This is a genomic window from Nocardia sp. X0981 (assembly GCF_977089955.1).
Map to the genome: position 1 here is coordinate 3,305,418 of NZ_OZ372435.1, position 19,600 is coordinate 3,325,017.

The window sequence follows — 19,600 nt, forward strand, 5'->3', positions numbered from 1 at the left end:
TCAGGCCTCATTCCGTCGCCGCTCGGCTACCGCGAGCCGAACACCGAACAATTGCGCCGCGGGATCCGCCAGTTGCCGTACCGCCCGCTCCGCGGCGTCGGCCCGCTGCTGTGTGTCGTCGTCACTGTGCACCTCGAGTTCGCGTTCCGCCGCGGCCAGCACCACCTCGGGGTCGATGGACGTGCCCTCCGTCGCCCCGGGGATGGAGACCGCCAGCTGCCACAGCACCCGCTGTCCCGCCGGGGTGCTGCCGTGTTCGGCCGTGTACCGGGCCAATCGGATGGCGGCGGTGAGCAGGTCCACGCGCGGACTCAACGGCCCGACCATACGCTGCGGCAGCGGCCAGGTGCTCACGGCCAGCAGGCCGCGGGCCGGAGCGAGCAGATCGGTGGTCATCGCCGCGCAGATGTAGTACGGGCGGGAGTACGGTGCGGCGCGGAAGGACCGTTCCTCGTCACGGCGCAGACTGGTGAGCCGGGCCGGGACGAGTTCCCCGGAGAAGAACGCCTCGTGGACCGCGAGTACCAGTTTGGGGGCGGCGGGCACCGACAGCAGTGTCAGGGCCCGGTGCACATGCTCACGCACCGGGACCGCCGCGGCGGGCTGGCGCGGGGGAGCGGGCGGTTCGGCGGGGCCGAGAACCGCGGCGTCCCATTCCATTTCGGCGGTGCGTAATTCGGCGCGCAGCCGACGGGCCGCGGTCCGGTCACCAGATCCGGCGGCACGGCGCACCTGGGTGCGCAGCTCGGCTATGCGCTGTTCGAGCGCCTCGGCGGTGGGCATGGGGTGAAATGTAGGGCCCGATTCCAGGGAAGTCCAGTGAATGCCAGTATTTGCCGGGGTGTGTCGGCGGTGGTGGTCGTCCTTTCGTGAACTCTCATTTCCTGTCCGCGATCGTGTTACGGTCGCGAATATGACTGCGGCCCTGCCGAACAGCGCTCCCGGCATCACCCAGGATTTCGTGGACGGGCTCGCCGAACGCGCCCGCGCGGCGGAGGAATTGCGCCGGTTGCCCGACGCCACCGTCGAGGCCGCGGTCGCCTCGGGTTTCCTCGGGCTGCTGGTGCCGAAACGATTCGGCGGGCAGGAGGAGAAATTCCCGGCGATCCTCGATCCCATCCGCCGGATGGCGCACGGCTGCGTATCGAGCGCGTGGACGCTCGGCTTCTACGCGCTGCACAACTGGTTGCTGGCCCTGTTCCCCGAGCAGGCGCAGGAGGAGGCCTACGCCGCCGGCCCATTCCTGTGCCCGGCGCCGCTGGCACCGACCGGTCGTGGCGTCCCGGCCGACGGTGGGGTGGTGCTGTCCGGACGCTGGTCCTGGGCGACCGGAGTGATGGCGGGCAACTGGATCATGGTCGGCGCGCTGTGCGGCCCCGACGACCGGATGTACCCCTCCCTGGCGCTACTACCCGCCGCGGATCGCACCGTCGTGGACGTATGGCACACCGAGGGTATGCGGGCGACCGGGTCGAACGATGTGGTGATCCGGGAGGCCCGGGTACCCGAGCATCGCCTGGTACCGTTCCTGGACTTCTACAACGGCACCACCCCCGGTGCGCGGCTGCACGACGCCACCACCTATCGGTGGCCGCTGGTACCGGCCCTGGCCCTGGCCTCGTCGATGACCGCGCTGGGCGCCGCCGAACGGGCCACCGATATCTATGCCGACCGCCTCGAAGGCCGAATCCTGTACGAAGGTGGGGGCCGGCAGCAGGACAAACCGATGGCCCTCGCGCATCTGGGTGAGGCGCGGGTGCGGCTGCGCGCCCTGCGGGGCCTGCTCGCCGATACGGTCGGCCGTATCGAGGCCCAGCTCGACGAAGGCACGCCGGTACCGCTGCCCGAACGCGCGGAGGCCCGGATGGCCGCGGCGCAGATCGTCCGGGAGTCGCGGGCGCTCATCGCCGATCTCCTGCACGCCTCCGGGGCGAGCGTGCATTTCACCGACCATCCAATGCAGCGTCTGAAACGCGATGTCGATGTGCTGAGCGGGCATGTGATCTTCGACTACGACACCGCTCGCGAACTCGCCGGCGCCACCACGCTCGGGCTGAAGGTGCCCCGTACCGCGATGCTCTGAGCGAAGCGATCAGACGATTCCCCGATCCCGCAGCTTCTCCAGCTCGTCCGGGTGTTTGCCGAGCAACCCCGAATAGATCTCCTCGTTGTGTTGCCCCGGCCGCGCCGAGCCCGCGTTCCGGATGGTGCCCGGCGTGGCCGACAGCACCGGGATCACCCCGGGTCCCTTGACGTTCCGGCCGATCCGTTCGTCGTAGTGGTCGGCGATCATCCCGCGGGCGTTCAGTTGCGGATCGGCGACGACTTCGGCGACCGTGTTGATCGGCCCGCTGATGACCCCGGCCTCGTTCAACGTGGTGATGATCTCCGCGGGTTGCCGCGCGGTGGCCCACTCACCGATGATCGCATCGAGTTCGTCCTGGTTACGGCCCCGCGCGCCGTGGTCGGCGAACCGCTCGTCCGTGGCCAGCTCCGGGCGGCCCATGGCCGCGCACAACCGCCGGAACACCGTGTCCTGGTTGGCGGCGATCACCACCCAGCTGCCGTCGGCGGTGCGGTAGATATTCGACGGGGCGATACCTTCGAGGCGGGTGCCCGAGGGACCGCGGACCACACCGCCGATATCGTAATCGGGGATGGTCGATTCCTGGACGGCCAGGCAGGCCTCGGTGAGCGCGGCATCCACGATCTGCCCCTCGCCGGTGACCGTGCGGCGGTAGAGGGCGGCCAGAGCGCCTTGGGCAGCGAACATTCCGGCCAGGCTGTCACCGAGTGAGAGCGCCAGCCGCGGCGGCGGGCCGCCGGGGAAACCGTTCATATGGCGCAGTCCGCTGGCCGCCTCGGCGACCGAGGCGTAGCCCGCCTTCCGGGCATCGGGCCCGGTCTGCCCGTAGCCGGATACCCGCACCAGGATGATGCCGCGATTGCGTTCCCGCAGCACCTCGTAGCCGAGTCCCCAGCGTTCCAGCGTGCCGGGCCGCAGGTTCTCCACGATGATGTCGGATTTCTCCGCCAGTTCGAGGAACAGGTCCCGGCCCGCGTCCTCCCGCAGGTTCAGGGTGACGGCTTTCTTGTTGCGGGCGTGCACCGTCCAGAAGAAATGGTGGCCGTCCAGTTCCGCCTGGCCCCAGGTGCGCAACGGATCCGGGGCGTCCGGTGGTTCGAGTTTGATCACCTCGGCGCCCATATCGCCGAGCAGCCGGCCGGCGAACGGCCCGGAGATCAGAGTGCCGATCTCGAGTACCCGGATACCGTCCAGAGCGCCCGTTGTCGCGGAGTCCATCGCGGCATTATCTCCCGTACCGCGGTGGGATGCGGTACGGGGTGTCCGCGCGCTATCCGCTCGGGGCGAGATCGTGGCCGCGCAGCCAGTCGTCGATCACCGCGATCGCCTTACCGAGCGGTTCCCGTTGGTCGGAACCGAGATAGTAGTGATTCGCGCCGGGGATCTCGTGCAGTTGTTTGTCGGCGCAGCCGAGTGCGGCGAAGATGCGGTGCGCGTGGGAGGGGGTGCACACATTGTCGGCGGCGTTGTAGAGCACCAGCGCCGGGACCGCGATATCCGGCCCGCAGGCCACCGCGTCACCGCGCGCGTGGTCGATACTCCACTGCGACAGCCAGCTGCGCAGGGTGGTGAACCGGGCCAGGCCGAACGCCCCCATGTTCACCTCCTGCGGTTCGCCCAGATAGGACTCGCCCGGTGTGCGGTCGTTGGGATCGAGGGCGGGGTCGAGAACCGTGGGGTCGGCCATCGTGCCGTGGACGACGAAGCAGAATTCGTCCTGGGGCCGCTCGGAGGCCCGGATCTCGGCGAGTTCGTGCTCCACCCATGCGGTGATACGCCGGTTCCGGTCCACCTGAGCCTGCCGGTAACGGGTCACGAACTCCGCGCTGTAGGGCGGCTGGTTCGGATTGTCCGGGTTGTACAGGTCCAGTTCCGGGTCGCGCCGGGACGGGTCGGTTTCGTCGAGGATCGACGGATCGAGGCATTCGGTGAGGGTGTGATGGCGGCTGATATGGGCGGCCAGCAGCATGATCCCGTCGGCGGGCGGCAGATCCAACGCGGTCAGATCGGGGCCGTCACCGGACGGGCTCGCGGTGACCGTCGGATGCTGGGCCTGCTGCTGGTAGTACACCGACAGCGAGCCGCCACCGCTCCATCCGGCCAGCACCACCTTGCGGTATCCCAGCCGGTTCTTCGCGTCCCGGATACATTCCCCGAGGTCCTGCACCACTTTCTCCATGAGCAGCGCGGCATCCGCACCCCGGTAGCGGCTGTTGCACACGATGATGTGATGCCCGGCCCGCGCCAATGCGGTGACGATGGGCAGGTAGGTGCCGCTGGACACCGGATGCATGAGCACCAGCACCGTTTCGGAGGACAGATCCTCCGGTTTCACCAGAATCGAATCGAGGGTGACCATCTCGGTGAGGCCGCCGTAGGCGTCGCGGGTACCCGAGGTGTTCGCGTAGGCGACGACGTACGGGATACGTTCGACACGGTGGGACATGGGATGCCTGCCTTCGTCGTTCGATGCGGCCATGATTCGTCCGCGCTCCGGCCGGAGTGCGGTCGGTGGGTCCGGGTAGCTCAGTGCGCGCCCAGATCGGCGGCCCTGACCTCGGGGGAAGGGGTGAGCCGGCGCCGGGTGTCGACCGCGATGGTGGTCCACCCGATACGGGTGATCTCCTCCCGCTTGCGCCGCGCCCGTTCGCGCATCTTCTCCGGCGCTCCGTGGTGCACACCCTGCGGGGCATGGGATATCAGCCCCGGCGGCATCGGCACCCCGTACATCTCACCGCCGTGGAAGAACGCGATCTCGTCGTAGTCGGCATTGCGGTGGTACCAGGGAACGGTTTCGGTGCCCGGCCCCGATTCGGCCCGCTTCGGCAGGAAATTCATCACGTACACACCGGTGGCCTGCATGAACAGATGCACGGTGGCGGGTAGGTGGACGGTATCGGAGAGGATGACGTTGTAGTCGGCGATATTGAACGTGAACGGGAAATTGTCACCCTGCCAGCCCACTACATCCAGCGGGTGGTGCGGATAGAACAGCGAGGTCGGACCGCCTTCGTGGATCAGGCGCACCTCGTATTCCGCGAGTCCGTCCTCGTCCATGGCCTGTGGTTCGGGAACGACGATCCGGGCGGGGTCGAAGGGGAAGTGCCGCCCCAGCGGCCCCGGCGGGGGGACCCGGAACTCCTCGGCCGCCTCGATCATGAACAGCGTCGATTCGCTGTCGGGCACCTGCCGGAAGGTGCATCCCTTCGGGAGATACACCCAGTCGCCCTCGCGGTAGCGCAGCGGCCCGAATTCGGTTTCCAGCAGCCCCGATCCTTTGTGCACGAAAGACAGCAGGTCGCCGTCGACGTACCGGACGAAGAACGGCATCTCCTGGGCACGCCGGCTCAGCAGGATACGGCAGTCGGTATTGGAGAACAGCAGCAGCGGCACACCCGCCGGGTCGGTGGAATCGGTGGGCTTCAGAGTGTCGGCGAGGACATCCACCGGGGCCAGTGGTCCTGCGGCGCGATAGCTCACCGGATCGTTGCGCCGGTACAGCTGGGCCGTGCGCCCGGTGAAACCACCCCGACCGAGTTCGTCGTCCTTGAGACCACCCAGGTCGGCGTGCAGCCGGTCGGGGGTGGTGCCTTTCCGCAGGTGCACAAAGGATTCCATAGCAGCATCCCGTTCTCGTCGCCGGCGGGCAGCGGTGGTGCCGCCGACCGGATCGGCGCGCTGCGACCCGCCACACCGCAAGTCGATGGGTGCCAATATCGCAGAGAAATTGATGTGTGTCAATATAATTGGGATATGGACGCTGTGATCGCACCGGAACCGAAGCGGTCGCGTAAACCGCGCGGCCGGCCGCCCGCCGGGGCTTCACCGGCCTCGGCGGACGAGATCCTCGCGGCCGCACTCCGGGTATTCGCGCGCGACGGTTTCACCGGCGCCTCGGTGGCGGCGATCAACCGGGAACTGGGAGTCAGCCACAACCTGATCCACCAGCGGTTCGGGTCCAAGGAAGCGCTCTGGTACGCGACAGTGGACTGGATCTTCGACCATGCGATCACTCTGCTGCGGATCCGCCCCGAGCGCCGCGACCTGCCGCCGCTGGCGGAATTCCGGGCGGGCATCATCCGCTTCCTCGAACTCCAGGCGCAGTACCCCGACGTGGTGCGGCTGATCAGCATGGAAGCCGCGATCGAAGGCCCCCGGCTCACCTACCTCTACGACCGCCACATCGAGCCGATGCTGGTCCTCCTCGCCGAACCACTGAAACCGCTGGTCCAGCGCAAGATTCTGAACCGCGCCGATCTGCGCTCCCTGCACTTCCTGATCGCGCACGGCGCGACCGCCCCGTTCGCGCTGCTCCCGCTGGCGACCCGGATGTCGCCCACCGACCCGCGCGCCGAGCGGGCCGTGCGCCGCCACGCCCGTTTGGTCGCCAACACCATCGTCGCCGGTATCGAAGCGCGGGCCGCGGGGGCCGATTCCGGAGAAGAGACGACGTCCACGGGTTCCCCGGAATCCGGGTGAGGGCCCGGCGACTTCGTCGCCGACCTGATCAGCCGATCAGGTCGGCGAGGCGGTCGGCCTGGCCGGGGTCGGAGCGTAGCAGTACAGCATCACCTCGTCGGCGCCGAGTTCGGCGAACCGGGCGATCGCCGAGCGGATCGCGTCGGGCGTGGTGTGCAGGCCGGACACCTTGTGCTCGGCGAAACCGCTGAACTCGTAGTAGGCGCCGATGGCCGCGCGGGCCTCGTCGATCACCGCCTGCGGGCCGAGGGCCACCTCGACCTGTGCCACCAGCCTCGGTTCGCCGGCTCGGCCGTGCTCGTACCAGGACTTGCGCACCGAGTCGAACAGTCCACCACACCACTGCGCCGGGGCCGCGGCGAGGAAGCCGTCACCCCAGCGGGCCACCCGTTCCAGCGCCCGGGGTTTGAATCCCCCGAAAAGTATCGGCGGCCCACCGGGCCGGACCGGCGCCGGGCCGATCGGGCCGCATTCCTCGCTGAACGGATCACCGGACCACACCATGCGCAGCTGCGCGAGTTGCCGGTCCAGCCGGTGCCCCCGGGTGCGGAGTTCGACCCCCGCCGCGGCGTGGTCGTCGGCGCGGCGGGCCCAATCGAGCAGGGTGACGGGATCGGCGATCGGGAGGCGGGTGGGGGCTCTCGTTCTGCGGCTACTGTCGGGGCCATGCCGAGCGACCCAGCCGACCAGCCTCCGCGGACGCCTTCTTTCCACGTGAACGCGATATCGACCGACGATCCCCGGGCTTCCGGGGCGGATCCGATGGCGGTGCTCGTCTCGGTCCTGGATCTGCAGGCGGCGCTGCCGGGGATCCAGCGGATGCGGCGCTGGGCTCATGAGGTGCTGGCCGCCGGTCCGGGTGAGCGGGCGCTGGATGTGGGGTCGGGCACCGGCTCGGAGGTCCTGGAGTTCGCCCGCCGGGTCGGCGCCGGGGGCGAGGCGGTCGGGGTCGACCCGAATCCGGCGATGCTGACGGCCGCGCGTGAGCGCGCCGCCGCGGCCGGGGTGCCCGGCCGGTTCGTCGAAGGTAACGCCTACCACCTGCCGTTCGACGACGATTCGTTCGATGTGGTGCGCTGCGAACGTGTTTATCAGCATCTCGACGATCCGGCCGCCGCCACCGCGGAGATCGCGCGGGTCCTGCGGCCCGGTGGGCGGGCGCTGCTGATCGACAGCGACTGGCAGACCGCGATCCTGCATCCCGGCGATCCCGAGGTGGTCGGGCGTATGACCGCGGCGATGCTGGAGGCCACCCCCAATGCGAAATCCGGTCGTTCGCTGCGTGGACTGCTCGTCGCGGCGGGCTTCGAGATCGACGATATGGGCTCGGAGGCGGTGATCTGGGATCCGACGACCGTGCGCCCGATGTTCGACCAACTCGGCAGAAGCGCCCTGGCCCGCGGCGTCGTCACCGAACAGGAACTCACCGATCTCACCGCTCGGATCGACGAGGGGCTCGCGGTAGGCGACTACCTGCTGTCGGTGACCATGTTCGCGGTACTCGGGCATCTCCCGTCCGAATAGTCACGAGCCCACGCGGGTGGCGGCCGGACGAGCCGGTCGCCACCTCCGGGCGGAGACGGGCTACTCGGCCGGTGGGTTCGGGGCCGAGGTCGCTCGAGCGGCGAATCGGTCGACGGCCTCGAGGACGGCGTCGGCCATGGCGGGGCTGCCGGTGTGCCCGGAGTCCTCGATGATCCGCAGTTCCGCGTCGGGCCAGGCCCGAGCCAGTTCCCAGGCGGTGAGCAGCGGCGCGGACAGGTCGAGGCGGCCGTGGACGAGAACCCCGGGTATTCCGGCGAGGCGGTGCGCATCGCGCAGCAACCGGCCGTCGTCGAGCCAGGCGGCATGCGCGAAATAATGCGTGCAGATCCGCACGAACGCCAACCGCGCCGTATCCGGTTTCGCACTGTATTGCCCCGGTGAGCCCTGGGTTTCGTGGGCGATCACGGCATCCTCCCACGCGCACCAATCCTGCGCTGCCCGCTCGCGTACCACCGGGTCCGGATGCTCCATCAGCCGCCGGTACGCCTCGACCAGGTTCCCTTCCCGGTCCGCGGCGGGCACCCCGTCGCGGAACCGCTCCCACTCGGCCGGGAGCAGTAACCGCAGCCCGTGGTAGAGCCAGTCGACCTCCTGCGGGCGCGTCATGGTCACGCCGACCAGCACGATCCCGGTGACCCGGTCCGGATGGCGCTGGGCGTAGGCGAGGATCAGGGTGGAAGCCCACGAACCGCCGTAGAGCAGCCAGCGTTCGATACCGAGGTGCTCACGCAGCCGCTCCATATCGGCGAGCAGATGTTCGGTGGTGTTGTACGCCATGTCGACGCGAGGATCGGAGGCATGCGGCAGGCTCGCCCCGCATCCGCGCTGATCGAACAGCACGATCCGGAACGCGTCCGGATCGAAGGTTCTCCGGGCGCCGCGACTGCCGCCGCTGCCGGGTCCCCCGTGTACCACCAGGGCGGGCCGGCCCTGCGGGTTCCCGCTGCTCTCCCAGTAGATCCGGTTTTCGTCCCCGACATCCAGCAACCCCGACTCGTAGGGTTCGATCTCGGGAAAGGGTCGTCGCGTTCCGGAAGCAGACACGGTCCGCAACGGTAGTGGAATCGCGCGGAGCCGGTCAGGCGTCCCGTTTTCGCCTGTCCTGCTCGTGTTTCGCCTTCCGCCGGTAGGCGCGGCGGGACTTCACGGGCCCGGCCGCGTTGGAACGCCGCAGCTCGTGCCGGCGCCGCCAGGCGATGAGGTCCGGGCGTTCGGCGGTTTCGCGGGTGGGGTTCATGGTGGGACGACTCTTCTCGTGACAGGTACGCTCGGTGGTACGCGTTGGTACTCAACGCCTCCTCCGGTCGCCGAGCAACCGAATAACGTGACGTTCGCCGCCACCGATATCCAGCAGCCCCATTCACCGAGAAGCGACCGTCGGGAAGGATTGCAGCGCACCGCGAACAGACGCAGTCCGCGACAGTAGCGGACAACCCTCATCGGCAGACCTGTTCGGGCACTGCTACTCTTCCCGCGATACGCGGTACTGGTTTCTCGGGGGTGCGGTTGATGGGGGTGGCAGGTCCTGTACGCGATCGGACGTTCGGTCCGAGATGGCGTCGGGCGCAAACCCCTCGAAACGTCTTCGACGGACTCCCTCTACTCGACAGTCGCCGATCGGATAATCGCCTCCTTGCCGCTGAGCGAAGGCTTCGGTTCGTGAGGAGCTTCAGAAGGGAATTGTCCTAGCGTATGACGTTTCAGGTTTCGGTCGAAGAGCTCTTCGGTATGGGCAATCTGGCGAGCATATTGGCGCAGTTCGAGCGTGATGCAAAAATTCTGGCCAACGCCCCGTCGAATTTCCCGTACACGGAATCTTATAAAACCAGCGGAGGAATAAACGTTCCCGGATTGATCGAAGTTGCTCGTATCGACGAGGCAATTTCCGTGTTCGCCACGAAAATGTCCTCTCGGCTGACAAGCCGTGCCGGCGGTTTGGATTATATTGCGTTCGAGCTGAAACGCGCTGCCTGGCGCTACAGTGCGACGGACCGCTCGACCGCGGACGAACTCGCGGACGCGCATTCGAGTATCGAGAACTACGGCGGCTACACCGGCTATAATGTGGATCCCATGGCGAATGCCACGGAGTTTCCTGCGGGAGACATTCCGGATACCTCGCTGCCGGCCCACAAAGAAACCGATGTACGCGCGATCATCAGTGCAAGCGAAGGAATCCTCACCGATCTCGACGGGTATATCCAGCAGGGAACCAAGTGGCTCCACGAGAACGTCACGCACAGCGGGAACAAAGATGGATGGAGCCCCCTCGAGCAGGTTGTCGGTCCGCTGCTCGGGAACTGGGCGGAATTGGAGCGGGCCGGTGAATGTTTCAGCAAGGCCGGTAGCGCATCGGAGGCTGTAGCCGCAACATTCGCGACCGGAAACGGGCAGTTGAGCCGCAGCTGGCAGGGGGAGGCAGCCGACGGCTATCAGGACTACGGTGATCGCTTGGCAAAGGCCATGGATTGGGAAGGTCCTATAGGGCGCATCGCCGAAGCCGTCCTGGTAGCCACTTCGGAGCAAGCGCAGGCAGCCGCGACTTCGCTATTGACATACCTCAATACGAAGTTCCAGGAAGTCATCATCGACCGAGGGCTACGGACTCTGCTGGAGACGGCCGTGACGAAGTTGGCGCCCGGCGTCGGTTGGTTCAGCCTGATTCGAGATGTCGGTACCTGGTACGACCTGGGTACAGACATCTGGAATATTTATGAAGAAGCCACGGCGATGATCGACGATATCCAGCGGCTACTGGAAGATGCAAATGCCGTACTGGAAGCTTTGCAGAACCCGAAAGACGCCGCCGCGAGCGAACTTCAGCAAAGGCTGGATACGGTCGAAGAGCAAATAGATCAGAACAAAGAGCGGTTGGATCTCGCTGTCGACGTCGCTGAAGCCTCCGATGTCACGGCAGTTACCGATGCTCCGGATGAGAACTACACCGCACCCACCGGTGCTCCAGCTTGGGAGAATTGATGAGAATCGATAGGGGCGATATTCCGCCGGGAGCGGAAGCCGCCGTGCGGCGCTTCCAGAACTCGTTGGCCAACGTGGGCACCAAAGCTGCACATCTCGAACGACTTGCCCGTGAGCCGATAGAGCCTTTCGCAGGAATGGATGAAGGGCGTTTGAACCAGCTGGCTCGCGGATCGCGTGCTTCGCGTGAGCTGGTGGACACGGCGGCTGCTGTCGCCCGGGGCGAGTGCACCTGGCGGGAAATCGTTGAAGGAAACCGTCGGCAGCCGCCGGAGATCGCCACCCTGATCGTCGAGGGAATACCCTTCGCGTTCGCGACCCCGAAGCTTGCCTCCCCCGATGCTCCACTGCCCGGTCGCCCACCGGAAGTCGATATCCGGCCCACGAACCGGTCACCATATGATGACGAGGACGAGGACTATCCGCCCCGAAGCTGGTTGGTATGAGAAATATGAAAATCCCGCATCCGTACTATATTTTACTGACGCCCCTTGTCGTTGCGATGTTCACGACGGGCTGCGCCGAGTCCGGAAAAACGCAGGATTGGCGTGCCATAGATTTGTGTTCGCTTACGGAGCCGGAACAGATCGCGCAGCTGGACAACAGCAGGGCAGGTGAGGAAACGGTCCCACCGGAGCGATCGGACAACGACGTCAGCAATGGTTGCTCCTGGAGTGACGGTTGGCGTGATTTCTTGTCCATTTCCATCAAGGACCGGACCGTTCCCGACCATGAGTCTCCTACACACGTACGCTATCTGGAGATCGATGGGCGGCGTGCATCTGTCACCAATGAGAAAGGTGGGAAGTGCAGTGTGTGGCTGAAGTATCGCGATGCGGAGATGGTGATCAATGTGGAGCCGGCTGCAAGCAAGACGGAAGTGGATACCGATGACCGTTCCCCGATCAGCTGCGATACCCAATTGCCGCTCCTCACCTCGATCGTCGGCCGAGTGAACCTTCCCTGACCCGCCCGTGTAGCGGAGGTCCTCCGGCCGGGCTCGGGCTCTTAGTGGAGCGGAATGTCCACCCCGTATTCCTGCTCGGGCCGCGGGCCGCGGATCCTGCGTTCGGTATCGCGGATCGCGATATCGTTGATGCTCGCCTCGCGGCGGCGCATCAGGCCGTTGTCGTCGAACTCCCACAGTTCGTTGCCGTAACTGCGCCACCACTGCCCGCTGGTGTCGTGCCACTCGTACTGGAAACGGACCGCGATGCGGTTGTCGTGGAAGCTCCACAGGCTCTTGCGGAGCGCGTAATCCAGTTCGCGTTCCCATTTGGCGATGAGGAACGCGATGATCTCGTCGCGCCCGGTGACGAACTGATCGCGATTCCGCCAGACCGAGTCCGGTGTGTAGGCGAGGGCCACCCGCTGCGGGTCGCGGGTGTTCCAGGCGTCCTCGGCGGCCTGGACCTTCTGGAGCGCGGTTTCCGCGGTGAAGGGAGGATACGGTGGTCGGGTGTCGGTCATGACAACCTCTCAGGGGTAGTGGGTGTTCTCGGCGGATGCTTCCCGGTCACGATTCGGGCGGGAGGGCGATCCGGTGTGCCGCCAGCGTCGCCTCGAGATGACGGATACGTTCTCGTAGTGGTTCGGTGGCGGCCCGCATCTCGTCTGCGGTGAAGCGTGGAGTGATGAACTTGGGGCAGTTCCAGTCGAAGGCTACGACCTCGACGGTCATGATTCCTTCGAGGCGGCCGCCTGTCCCGAGTTGTTCGAGCGTTTCGGGAGCGGGATCCGGATCGAACCGGGCGTGGCCGAGCAGCTTGAGTCGTTTCCGGTTCGGGTAGTCCACCGCGATGATCGCGATCCGGTCGTCGCGGTCGACGTGTCCGGCGGTGATGTACTGCCGGTTGCCGGTGCTCTCGCCCCACATCAACCGCGTCGGGCCGGTCACTTTCACGAAGCCCGCCGGTCCGCCGCGGTGTTGTACGTAGGGCCAGCCGTTGCTGCCGGTGGAGGCGAGATAGAAACTGTCGCGGTGGCGCAGGAACTCGGCTTCCGCCGCGCCCATGCCGGTCGGCACGGGCGCGGCGGAAAGCGCGTGTTCGTAGCGGTCGAACGAGCCGCGGCGGCGTTGATGCGCCTGTTCTTCCGCTCCGAAAGTGAGTGCGAAGAAATGCTCCACGGTCAGAACGACAGGATGGCGTAGCCGTTGTCGACGAGGGTGCGCACACTGGCCACGCCCGAGGTGCCCGGCAACGGGTTGTCCTTGATCAGCTCGAGGCCGGAGGCCTGGGCGCCCTCTTTACCGCCGAACAGATCGCTGCATCCGCACGAGATCCCGGCGACCGTGTGCCGCACCGCCTGGTAAACGTCGTAGGCGGGGTGGTCGGGCGAATTCAGGAGTTCGGGCCAGCGGGTGCCCGCGCCCTGGAATTGCAGCCGGACCTCGTCGCCGGCCTGGTCGAAATCGTAGGCGGCGGCGAGGGCGTTGAATACGCGGCCGAGTGCTTCGTCGCCGCCGTTGGGGTCGCTCATCACGAGAACTGCGGTCTTGCTCGCGGTGTTCGCGCTCATTGTCTTCTCCTTCGAAGGATGGCCGGGCTTGCGGCCACGGTTGTCCGGGCATGAACTCTCGAGCCGGGTGCGTGCCCTGTTCCAGGCCGATGCCGTGCCGGTCGATCCGTGAGAACGATCGTTCTCGCCGGTGTCGGTAGTGTATGAGAACGAAGGTTCTCAACGCAAGGAGGTCGCGATGCCGGAGGTACCCGAAGCGCTACAGGTGGTCGTCGCGGCCGACCGGTTGTTCAACGACCGAGGCGTACAGGCGGTGGGGATGGACGATATTCGCGATGCCGCGAACGTATCGCTGAAGCGGCTCTACCGGCATTTCCCTTCCAAAGCCGATCTGGTGTGCGCGGTACTGGAGCAGCGCGACCGTGACGTGCGCGGGGCGATCGCCGAATACGTGGACGCGCGGGCCGATACGCCGCGGGAGCGGATCCTCGCCGTATTCGACTACTTGCTCGAATGGTTCGCTCAGCCCGGTTTCCGGGGATGCCTGTTCATCAACACCGTCGGGGAACTGGGCGGCACCTCCGACGAGGTCGGCCGGATCGCGCGGCGTCACAAGCTCGCCGTGCGCGACTATCTGGCCGCACTCGTCGCCGAGGGCTCGTTCCCCGGCTACGTGGCCGATCAACTCATGATTCTCGCCAATGGCGCCATGGTCACCGCCGCCATCCACGAGGACCCCCAGGCGGCACGCCACGCGCGCGCCGCCGCCGAGACCCTGCTCTCCGCCGTCGAACACCGTGCCGGTAGGTGACAAAACTCCAATCCGGCGGGTGCCGCGCCCGCCCATACTCGGCATCATGAGTATCGAGCAGATCACCCCGAAGTTGAGTGTCGAGGGCGCCGATAAGGCGATTCGCTACTACGGCGAGGTTTTGGGCGCCGTCCTGTGCGACCGGCACGTGGCGGACGGCCGAGTATTGTTCGCCGAATTGGAGTTGCCCGGCGGGGCGATGTTCCAGATCAAAGACGCCGACGAATTCGATCCCGATCCGGTGCGCCTCGGTGGTCGCGGGGTGCTGCTCACGGCGGTGACCGACGACCCCGACGAGATAGCGCGGCGGATGGTGGCCGCCGGCGGGGAAACCGTGTTCGAGGTGGCCGACCAGTACTACGGCGCCCGGCAGGGGCGGGTGCGGGATCCGTTCGGCCATGAATGGATCATCGGCACCCGGGCCCCGCGGGCAGCGGATTTCGCACCGGCCGGTGCCCCCTGACCTCCGTGCTCCGGTCCCGTGCGGACCGATGACGCTGCTCCCCGTGGTTCAGGGGCTCGAACCGCGGGCGCTTCGGCGGTGGAAGGGTGCACCGCGGCCGGTGGGAGAGGGGAGGGCCCTGGTGGTGAGCCGCTTCCCCTGCCCGGCTCCTGCGGCGCGCGGTTGTGAGCCGACCGCGGGGGCGGTGGACCTCACCCTCCGCTATTCCTCGTCGGCATCCCATTCCGACTGGTCGGCGCAGGCGATCCAATGCAGGGCGTAGCATCTTTCCGCTACCAGCACAGGATCCAAGCCGTCGATGATTTCTCCGTATTTTTCATGGATATCGGCCAGGAAATGGTTGAGAAAGAAATAGTAGTGCAGTTCCGCCAGTATCTCGCTCCTGGGGCGCAGCGCGGCATTCCGGATGAACGGCTGCAAGGGTTCGCCCAGCCCGGGTAGGTGGTCGGCGACCAGGGAACCGTCCATCCTCTCCTCGGGGCCGAGCAGGTCCGGAACCGCTCCCGAGGCCCACAGCAGGACATACAGGGATTCGGCTCGCCAGGTCAGTATGTTCGATTGCAGGGATGCCTGCGCCCACCGCATTTCCTTTTCGGGTAATTCGGTGATCGAAAGTACCTGGGCTTCTCGTTCGGTCAGCTCGCCCAGGAAGTTCTCCGTGCGCAGCCATTCCGAGATATCTTTCGGCTCCGGGTGGAAGATGAGGCCGAGCAGCGCGTGCAGGGCGAGTGCCCGGCCGGCCAGCTCCGCTGGTTCGCGGAGTCGAACAGGGAAGATCTCCTCGATCTCGGGTAGGGATTCCACCTCCAATCCATGCTGTTTCAATCGATTCCGTGTCGATACGGTCATCGCTTACCTTCCGTGCGGCCGGTGTGGGTGGCTCGGCAACCGTCTCGGCGTAGCGGTGGGCGGGACGGGCTCGCTCGCCGCGCCACCGAGAAGAGCCGCACCGTTCCCGCGAGAACTGCGAAAATCCTTCTCGGACAAAAGTATTCCTCTACTCCTCGTCGGTTCGAAGCGCTCAGTGTTCCCTGTCCTACGTCGAGACGCAAACGGCGGCCCGCCGATCGCCGCCCGGGGAGGTGGGCGGGCCGGATGTAGGGTTGCGGGTCATCGCCTCACGGGGCGGGAGCGTGGCGGCCGGGTGTCGAGGCTCGGATCGGGCCGAATGACCGGTCGGTCCGTCTTCGCTGCATCGGCTTATATTTGACTTGTAGTTACAAAAAAACCTACTGTCGGCTGCGTGGCACGGACGAAGAGCTTCGACCCGGACGATGCGGTCGCCAAGGCGATGGAGGTGTTCTGGCGCAAAGGATATGCCCGCACCACCCCCCAGGATCTCGTCGACGCGATCGGTATCGGCCGGGGCAGCCTGTACAACGCGTTCGCGGGTAAGCGTGATCTCTTCGAGCGGGCCTTGCGCCGCTACCAGGCGACGGAAACGGTGCGGTTGATCGATCTGCTCGATGGGCCGGGTGCACCACGCGAGCGGGTGCGTGCCGCGCTCACCATGGTGCTCGACGCGGCCTGCGCCGACTCCGGGCGACGCGGTTGCCTCGCCACGAATACCGCGGTCGAGTTGGGTGACGATGATACGGCCGGTCTGCTCGTGCGGCGTATCTTCGACCGGCAGCACGATGCTTTCCGGGGCGCGATCGAGGAGGGGCAGCGCGCCGGCGAGTTCAGCGCGGACCTCGATCCGCGCGACGCGGCGAATTTCCTGCTCACCACCATCAACGGTATGCGGGTGCTCGCCAAGGCCGATCCGCGTCCGGCCCGGCTCGCCGGATTGGTCGAAACGGCGCTGCGCGCCCTGTAGTTTCCTCCTCGGTCCGTATGCGGTGACGGGCCTGTCTTCCTGTTCTTATTTTGTAACTGCAGTTCAAGAAAGGCATATTGTGGATCTTCGACTCAGCGGTAAGACCGCCGTCGTCACGGGGGCCAGCAAGGGGATAGGCCTTAAAATCGTCCGGGCACTCGGCGCCGAAGGCGTACGCGTGGTGGCGGCTGCGCGCACCGTCACCACCGAACTCCGCGAGCTCGAAAGCTTCGCCACGCCGGTGCCCGTGGACCTGGCGACGCCGGCGGCTTCCTCGATATCGCCGACGACACGTGGCAGCGCACCTACGAACTCAACCTCTTCAGCACCGTCCGTGTCGCTCGCCACGCCCTGCCCAGCCTGCTCAGGCAGCGCGGCGTGATCATCAACATCTCCTCGATCGGCGCGCGCGCCGCCTACCATCCCGTCGATTACGGCACCGCGAAGGCCGCGCTGAACAACCTCACCAAGGCACTCGCCGAGGAGTTCGGCGCCCAGGGCCTGCGCGCGCTCACCGTCTCCCCGGGCCCCACCCGCACCCGCAACTGGTCGGCCTCCGACGGTTACGCCGCAGACGTCGCCGCTCGGAACGGAATACCCCTGGACGAGTTCCTGGCTCAGACCCCTACCCGGATGGGTCTCACCACCGGCCGGCTCACCGAACCACACGAGACCGCGGCACTGGTCACCTTCCTGGCCTCCCCGGTCTCCGGAAACCTCACGGGAGCGGACTATCTGGCCGATGGCGGGGCGATAAAGACGGTCTAGGCTCGCGTTTTCACAAGCCCCCAGTCGAGGACGGAAAACGTTGTCCGGGTGGACAGGCTGTCTACGGGCTGCCGCCGACCGGCCGGTGAAGCGGGGGTCAGAGGTAGCTGACACCGGTCAATTTCTCGGCGGCCGCCCAGAGCCGCTTTCCGACGACCGGATCGGCTGCCTCCCGGCTGAGCCGGGCATCGGTGACCCGGCCCCGTGTCTCCCAGAACCTGGAAGGACCCAGAAACCGGCCACCCGGTAAACCGGGTTCGGTCGCAGCACGCAATTGCGGAAGCGCCCCCTGTTCCACCGACTGTGTGACCAGTAGGCCGCCCCGTGCGATCAACCGCCCCATACGGCCCCGGTGCTGCCAGGCTCGCGGAGTGAGATTGGTACGGGTGAGACCGGGGTGGGCCAGTACGCTGCTGACCGGCGACCCGGCCGCGCGCAGGCGGCGGTCCAGTTCGATGCCGAAGACCGTGGTGGCGAGTTTCGACCGGCCGTAGGCAGCAGCTGCCCGGTAAGAACGCTCGAACATGAGGTCGTCGAAGTCCAGGTGCGCGTTCTTGTGGGTGATCGAGCTGAGACCGACAACGCGGGCTTCCCGCGCGGCGGCCAGGTTGCCGAGCAGCAGGCCGGTCAGTGCGAAATGGCCGAGCATGTTGGTGGCGAGCTGCAGCTCGAAGCCGTCGGCGGAGGTGCGGCGCGGACCGAGCACTACGATGCCGGCGTTGTTCACCAGCAGGTCGACAGCCCGGAAGTCAGCGGCCAGTTTCGCGGCGAAGGTCCGCACGGAAGCAAGTGAGGCCAGGTCCAGCTCACGTACCTCGGCCTCGCCGCCGATCCGCCGGACGGCCTCCTCGCCAGCAGCGGTGTTGCGGACGGCGAGCACGACGTGGGCGCCGCGGCGCGCGAGCTCGGTAGCGGTCACCAGGCCGAGGCCCGAGTTCGCACCGGTCACCACGGCTACCCGGCCGCGTTGGTCAGGAATACGGTCGGCGGTCCATTCGGTCATCTGCTGCTCCTGGAATGTCGGTGCGTTGGACGGTCGACGCTACGGGCGATTCGAGTCGTCACGGTCGTTCTCGGTTGCCCAGGTCTGACAGACCTACCTTCAGTGGCCGGGCCCGGGGCACACTGGAAGAGTGACCGATTCGCATCCCTACGCTCGTGAGCTCGGTGATTTCCTGCGTGCGCGCCGCGGCCGGTTGCATCCACACGCCGTCGGCCTCGAGCCGGGTGGCCGGCGCAAGGTCACCGGGCTGCGGCGCGAGGAACTGGCCATGCTCGCCGGGCTGAGCACCGATTACTACCAGCGGATGGAGCAGGGCCGAGGGGTGCGCCCGTCCGACGACGTCCTGGACGCGCTCGCCACCGCGCTCTGTCTCGACGACGAGGAACGCCGCCATGTGTTCGGCCTGGCCCGCGCCGCCCGTCGGCCGATGCCCATCCGCATGAACCGTGCTCCGGAACAGGTGCCGGACAGCACACATCGGTTGCTCCGGGTCATGAACACCCCCGCGGTCGTCCTCGGCCGACATCTCGACCTACTCGACTGGAACCCGATGGCGGAGGCGCTGCTCGGCGACCCGGGCACCTACCCGCCCGACCGGCTCAACATGCTCTTGCTGATCTTCGACGATACGCTGACCGGCGAGCGGAAGTGTCCGGACTGGGAGCAGCAAGCCCTGGATTACATCGGCATGATGCGCGCCGCGGTCGCCACCGATCCCACCCACCCTCGCGCCACCGCGATAGTCGGTGAACTGAGCATCCGCAGCGCGGAGTTCCGGCGACTCTGGGCCCGCCACGACATCCGCGAGTCCGTCAGCGGCACGAAAACCTTCCACGTCCCCGAGGTCGGCGATATCGTCCTGGACTGGGACACATACCCACTTCCGGGGAACCCCGGTCCGGTCATGCTCGTCTACACCGCCGAGCCGGGAAGCGCCGACGCGGACCGGCTGCGGCTCCTGTCGACACTGCGGGCGACCCGCTCGGCGCTCGCCGACAGGTGACCCCGCCGGAACAGCCGGGCACCGTCGCGCCCTGGTCGGCGACGAGACCTGAGCGAACGGGTGACCGGGATCGCCTATCAGTTCCGCAACGACACCTACCAGGCCTGGCCGGCCGCCGGAAGCGGTGAAGGGTGGGGGCGGGCCGGCGCTGCGACCCCCCTGAGACCGGCCCATCGACCGATCG

General features: G+C 66.9%; 22 protein-coding genes and 1 pseudogene. 11 read left to right on the plus strand and 12 right to left on the minus strand.

The window, feature by feature from the left end; genetic code table 11:
- Complete coding sequence (locus ACYR7D_RS14575) at positions 1 to 783, minus strand: hypothetical protein (RefSeq protein ID WP_459545120.1); 783 nt, start codon at positions 781 to 783, stop codon at positions 1 to 3.
- Between the two features lie 130 nt (positions 784 to 913).
- On the opposite strand from ACYR7D_RS14575, the gene ACYR7D_RS14580 reads away from it, so the two are divergent.
- Positions 914 to 2,083 (plus strand): acyl-CoA dehydrogenase family protein, encoded by a 1,170-nt coding sequence (locus ACYR7D_RS14580; RefSeq protein ID WP_459545121.1) that lies wholly within the window; start codon positions 914 to 916, stop codon positions 2,081 to 2,083.
- Positions 2,084 to 2,092: 9 nt separating this feature from the next.
- Here ACYR7D_RS14580 and ACYR7D_RS14585 read toward each other — a convergent pair whose 3' ends face one another.
- The 3 genes from ACYR7D_RS14585 to ACYR7D_RS14595 are packed head-to-tail and all read right to left on the minus strand — an operon-like array spanning position 2,093 to position 5,704.
- On the minus strand, positions 2,093 to 3,304 hold the full coding sequence (locus tag ACYR7D_RS14585) for a CaiB/BaiF CoA transferase family protein (protein WP_459545122.1): 1,212 nt from the start codon (positions 3,302 to 3,304) through the stop codon (positions 2,093 to 2,095).
- Positions 3,305 to 3,356: 52 nt separating this feature from the next.
- On the minus strand, positions 3,357 to 4,565 hold the full coding sequence (locus ACYR7D_RS14590) for an alpha/beta hydrolase (RefSeq protein WP_459545123.1): 1,209 nt from the start codon (positions 4,563 to 4,565) through the stop codon (positions 3,357 to 3,359).
- 47 nt (positions 4,566 to 4,612) lie between these two features.
- Positions 4,613 to 5,704, minus strand: a complete 1,092-nt coding sequence (locus ACYR7D_RS14595) for a homogentisate 1,2-dioxygenase (RefSeq protein WP_459545124.1) — start codon at positions 5,702 to 5,704, stop codon at positions 4,613 to 4,615.
- Positions 5,705 to 5,839: 135 nt separating this feature from the next.
- Between ACYR7D_RS14595 and ACYR7D_RS14600 the strand changes: the two genes are divergently transcribed.
- The gene (locus ACYR7D_RS14600) at positions 5,840 to 6,565 is read left to right on the plus strand and encodes a TetR/AcrR family transcriptional regulator (protein ID WP_459545125.1); all 726 of its coding nucleotides are present in this window, start codon (positions 5,840 to 5,842) and stop codon (positions 6,563 to 6,565) included.
- A 36-nt stretch (positions 6,566 to 6,601) separates the two neighbouring features.
- Here the strand turns inward: ACYR7D_RS14600 and ACYR7D_RS14605 are convergent, their stop codons facing one another.
- Positions 6,602 to 7,279, minus strand: a complete 678-nt coding sequence (locus tag ACYR7D_RS14605) for an LLM class flavin-dependent oxidoreductase (RefSeq protein WP_459545126.1) — start codon at positions 7,277 to 7,279, stop codon at positions 6,602 to 6,604.
- Here ACYR7D_RS14605 and ACYR7D_RS14610 point away from each other — a divergent pair, their 5' ends adjacent.
- Complete coding sequence (locus tag ACYR7D_RS14610; RefSeq protein ID WP_459545127.1) at positions 7,280 to 8,089, plus strand: methyltransferase domain-containing protein; 810 nt, start codon at positions 7,280 to 7,282, stop codon at positions 8,087 to 8,089.
- Positions 8,090 to 8,149: 60 nt separating this feature from the next.
- On the opposite strand, the gene pip is transcribed toward ACYR7D_RS14610, so the two are convergent.
- Both pip and ACYR7D_RS14620 read right to left on the minus strand, forming a co-directional pair.
- Positions 8,150 to 9,154 (minus strand): prolyl aminopeptidase, encoded by a 1,005-nt coding sequence (gene pip, locus ACYR7D_RS14615; protein WP_459545128.1) that lies wholly within the window; start codon positions 9,152 to 9,154, stop codon positions 8,150 to 8,152.
- 34 nt (positions 9,155 to 9,188) lie between these two features.
- A complete protein-coding gene (locus tag ACYR7D_RS14620) occupies positions 9,189 to 9,347 on the minus strand; it encodes a hypothetical protein (RefSeq protein ID WP_459545129.1) in 159 nt (52 codons plus the stop codon).
- A 455-nt stretch (positions 9,348 to 9,802) separates the two neighbouring features.
- On the opposite strand from ACYR7D_RS14620, the gene ACYR7D_RS14625 reads away from it, so the two are divergent.
- Genes ACYR7D_RS14625 through ACYR7D_RS14635 form a run of 3 tightly spaced genes read left to right on the plus strand, consistent with a single transcriptional unit; the run spans position 9,803 to position 12,056 of the window.
- Positions 9,803 to 11,089, plus strand: coding sequence for a hypothetical protein (locus ACYR7D_RS14625; RefSeq protein ID WP_459545130.1), 1,287 nt, complete (start codon positions 9,803 to 9,805; stop codon positions 11,087 to 11,089).
- Positions 11,089 to 11,535, plus strand: a complete 447-nt coding sequence (locus ACYR7D_RS14630) for a hypothetical protein (RefSeq protein ID WP_459545131.1) — start codon at positions 11,089 to 11,091, stop codon at positions 11,533 to 11,535. Before ACYR7D_RS14625 ends, ACYR7D_RS14630 begins: the two co-directional genes overlap by 1 nt.
- Complete coding sequence (locus ACYR7D_RS14635) at positions 11,532 to 12,056, plus strand: hypothetical protein (protein WP_459545132.1); 525 nt, start codon at positions 11,532 to 11,534, stop codon at positions 12,054 to 12,056. Before ACYR7D_RS14630 ends, ACYR7D_RS14635 begins: the two co-directional genes overlap by 4 nt.
- Positions 12,057 to 12,097: 41 nt before the next feature.
- Here ACYR7D_RS14635 and ACYR7D_RS14640 read toward each other — a convergent pair whose 3' ends face one another.
- From ACYR7D_RS14640 to ACYR7D_RS14650, 3 genes are read right to left on the minus strand one after another with little or no spacing between them, the layout of a single operon-like run.
- Positions 12,098 to 12,559, minus strand: coding sequence for a nuclear transport factor 2 family protein (locus tag ACYR7D_RS14640; protein WP_459545133.1), 462 nt, complete (start codon positions 12,557 to 12,559; stop codon positions 12,098 to 12,100).
- Between the two features lie 46 nt (positions 12,560 to 12,605).
- Entirely contained in the window at positions 12,606 to 13,217 is a 612-nt protein-coding gene (locus ACYR7D_RS14645; RefSeq protein ID WP_459545134.1) for a pyridoxamine 5'-phosphate oxidase family protein, read from the minus strand.
- A 2-nt stretch (positions 13,218 to 13,219) separates the two neighbouring features.
- Positions 13,220 to 13,609 (minus strand): hypothetical protein, encoded by a 390-nt coding sequence (locus ACYR7D_RS14650; protein WP_459545135.1) that lies wholly within the window; start codon positions 13,607 to 13,609, stop codon positions 13,220 to 13,222.
- Between the two features lie 178 nt (positions 13,610 to 13,787).
- On the opposite strand from ACYR7D_RS14650, the gene ACYR7D_RS14655 reads away from it, so the two are divergent.
- Together ACYR7D_RS14655 and ACYR7D_RS14660 are read left to right on the plus strand one after the other, a co-directional pair.
- A complete protein-coding gene (locus tag ACYR7D_RS14655; protein WP_459545136.1) occupies positions 13,788 to 14,360 on the plus strand; it encodes a TetR/AcrR family transcriptional regulator in 573 nt (190 codons plus the stop codon).
- A 46-nt stretch (positions 14,361 to 14,406) separates the two neighbouring features.
- The gene (locus tag ACYR7D_RS14660; protein WP_459545137.1) at positions 14,407 to 14,823 is read left to right on the plus strand and encodes a VOC family protein; all 417 of its coding nucleotides are present in this window, start codon (positions 14,407 to 14,409) and stop codon (positions 14,821 to 14,823) included.
- Positions 14,824 to 15,024: 201 nt separating this feature from the next.
- On the opposite strand, the gene ACYR7D_RS14665 is transcribed toward ACYR7D_RS14660, so the two are convergent.
- A complete protein-coding gene (locus ACYR7D_RS14665; protein WP_459545138.1) occupies positions 15,025 to 15,672 on the minus strand; it encodes a DUF4272 domain-containing protein in 648 nt (215 codons plus the stop codon).
- Between the two features lie 394 nt (positions 15,673 to 16,066).
- Here ACYR7D_RS14665 and ACYR7D_RS14670 point away from each other — a divergent pair, with 394 nt between their 5' ends.
- Entirely contained in the window at positions 16,067 to 16,642 is a 576-nt protein-coding gene (locus ACYR7D_RS14670) for a TetR/AcrR family transcriptional regulator (protein ID WP_459545139.1), read from the plus strand.
- Between the two features lie 79 nt (positions 16,643 to 16,721).
- Positions 16,722 to 17,410: pseudogene (locus ACYR7D_RS14675) on the plus strand (SDR family NAD(P)-dependent oxidoreductase).
- A gap of 97 nt (positions 17,411 to 17,507) precedes the next feature.
- Here ACYR7D_RS14675 and ACYR7D_RS14680 read toward each other — a convergent pair.
- Positions 17,508 to 18,413 (minus strand): oxidoreductase, encoded by a 906-nt coding sequence (locus tag ACYR7D_RS14680; protein ID WP_459545140.1) that lies wholly within the window; start codon positions 18,411 to 18,413, stop codon positions 17,508 to 17,510.
- Positions 18,414 to 18,543: 130 nt separating this feature from the next.
- Here ACYR7D_RS14680 and ACYR7D_RS14685 point away from each other — a divergent pair, with 130 nt between their 5' ends.
- Positions 18,544 to 19,416, plus strand: a complete 873-nt coding sequence (locus ACYR7D_RS14685; protein WP_459545141.1) for a helix-turn-helix transcriptional regulator — start codon at positions 18,544 to 18,546, stop codon at positions 19,414 to 19,416.
- The last annotated feature ends 184 nt before the right edge of the window (positions 19,417 to 19,600 follow it).